Annotated in this window: 3 protein-coding genes; all 3 read left to right on the top strand. The window is 69.4% G+C overall.

From position 1 onward, the window contains the following. A partial coding sequence (locus tag VNT59_RS11310; protein ID WP_325498508.1) for a methyl-accepting chemotaxis protein occupies window positions 1-519 on the top strand: 519 nt, incomplete at its 5' end. 37 nt (window positions 520-556) lie between these two features. Beyond that, entirely contained in the window at window positions 557-1027 is a 471-nt protein-coding gene (locus VNT59_RS11315; RefSeq protein ID WP_325498509.1) for a cache domain-containing protein, read from the top strand. Between the two features lie 99 nt (window positions 1028-1126). Beyond that, window positions 1127-2172: methyl-accepting chemotaxis protein (locus VNT59_RS11320; RefSeq protein WP_325498510.1), on the top strand; the 1046-nt coding region annotated here is incomplete at its 3' end.

Here is a 2172-nt window from a genome sequence, read left to right on the forward strand (position 1 = left end):
CGGGCCGGCGAGCAGGGCCGGGGCTTCGCGGTGGTGGCGGCCGAGGTGCGCAGCCTGGCGCAGCGCTCGGCGGCGGCGGCCAAGGAGATCAAGGCGCTGATCGACGACTCGGTGGGCAAGGTCGACACCGGCAGCCAGCTGGTGGGGCAGGCCGGCGCCACGATGCAGGAGATCGTGGGCAGCATCAAGCGGGTGACCGACATCATGGGCGAGATCGCGGCGGCCAGCCAGGAGCAGACGCGCGGGATCGAGCAGGTGAACCAAGCCATCACCCAGATGGACCAGGTGACGCAGCAAAACGCCGCGCTGGTGGAAGAAGCTTCGGCGGCGGCGCAGTCGATGCGCGAGCAGGCCGGCGAACTGGTGCAGGCGGTGAGCCTGTTCAAGCTCGACGCGGACGAGGCGCCGGCGCTCGCTCGCCCGGCCAGCGAGCGCCCGGCCCCGGGAAGGCGGCCGGCGGCCGTGGCTGCCGGGACCGCGCCGCTGCCGGAACCGGCCCTGGCGGGCGGCAACGGATGAGCGCGGTGACCAATTTTTCAACCAAGAGGAGCACGCGATGAATCGCACATGGGGCGCGGCGGCAGCCGTGATGACGATGGCGGCGATGGCCGCCGGATCGGCCTGGGCCGCCGACGACTCGGCCAACGCCAAGGAAGCCGAGGCGATGGTCAAGAAGGGCGTGGCCTTCATCAAGGCCAACGGCAAGGAAAAGGGCTACGCCGAGATCACCAACAAGCAGAGCGCGCCGTTCCACGACCGCGACCTGTACCTGGCCGTGCACAAGCTCGACGGCACCTGCGTCGCCCATGGCACCAACGAGAAGATGGTCGGCAAGAACTTCATGGAGATGAAGGACATCGACGGCAAGGAATACATCCGCGAGCGGGTCGAGTTCGGCAAGACCAAGGCCTCGTTCTGGACCGACTACAAGTTCGTCAACCCGGTCAGCAAGAAGATCGAGCCGAAGACGGCTTATTGCGAGCGGCTGGACGACACCGTCGTCTGCGGCGGCATCTACAAGAAATAGCAGCCCGCGCCTGCGACACGGGAGGCGGCGCCGCACAGCGCGTCGGCGTCGCGTCCCGCAGGCGGTTTCTGGCTTCACCCGAATGCGCGGAGTTTCCCGGTGTCACTGAACAACCTATCCATCGGCCGGCGGCTGGCACTCGTCGTCGCCATCATCCTGGCCCTCTTCCTCACGAGCAGCGCCATCGCCGTCCTGCGGCTGCGCCAGCTCGGCGCCGAGATCGACGCCATGGTGGAGCAAAACATCAAGATCGAGCGGGCCGGTTCCGACTGGCTGCGCCACACGTCCAACGGCATCCAGCGCGCCGCCGCCATCGCCAAGAGCAGCGACACCGCCCTGGTGACGTATTTCGCGCCGATCACGGCCAAGGCGGTCGCCGACACCACCGTGCTGCAGAAGTTCCTGGAAAGCCGGCTGGTGCGGCCGGAGCAGCGCGAGATGTTCGAGAAGATCGGGCAGATGCGCAAGGCCTATCTCTCGTCGCGCGACGAGGTCGCCAAGGCCAGCGCCGCCGGCGACGCCGAGGGCGCCGCCAAGATCTTCAGCGAGCGGTTCGAGCCCACCTCCACGGCGTATGTCGCCGCGGTCGGCCAGATGGTGGAGAACGAGCGGGCCGAACTCGACGCCGCCGCCCAGCGCACGCGCGAGCTGCGCGCCGCCACCACCACCTGGCTGGTCGTGTGCAGCGCCGCCTCGGTCGCGCTGGGCATGCTGCTGGCGTGGCTGCTGACCCGCAGCATCACGCGGCCGCTGCGGCACGCGGTGGAGGTCGCCGCCAGCGTGGCGTCCGGCAACCTCAACAGCCGGATCGAGGTGCACGGCACGGACGAAACCGGGCAGTTGATGCAGGCGCTGCACACGATGAACGGCAGCCTGGCCGACGTGGTCGGGCAGGTGCGCCGCGGCACCGACACCATCGCCACCGCCTCCGGCCAGATCGCGGCCGGCAACCAGGACCTGTCGCGCCGCACCGAGGAGCAGGCCGCCTCGCTGGAAGAGACGGCAGCGTCGATGGAGGAGCTCACCGGCACCGTCAAGCAGAACGCCGACAACGCGCGCCAGGCCAACCAGCTGGCGCAGTCGGCCGCCGACGTGGCCGTCAAGGGCGGCACGGTGGTCGGCCAGGTGGTGGACACCATGGCCTC

Source organism: Ramlibacter sp. (assembly GCF_035554825.1).
Classification (GTDB): domain Bacteria; phylum Pseudomonadota; class Gammaproteobacteria; order Burkholderiales; family Burkholderiaceae_C; genus Ramlibacter.

Excerpts from the sequence above, each read along its gene's own strand:
- VNT59_RS11315 (WP_325498509.1), top strand. The coding sequence starts at position 557 with ATGAATCGCACATGGGGCGCGGCGGCAGCCGTGATGACGATGGCGGCG.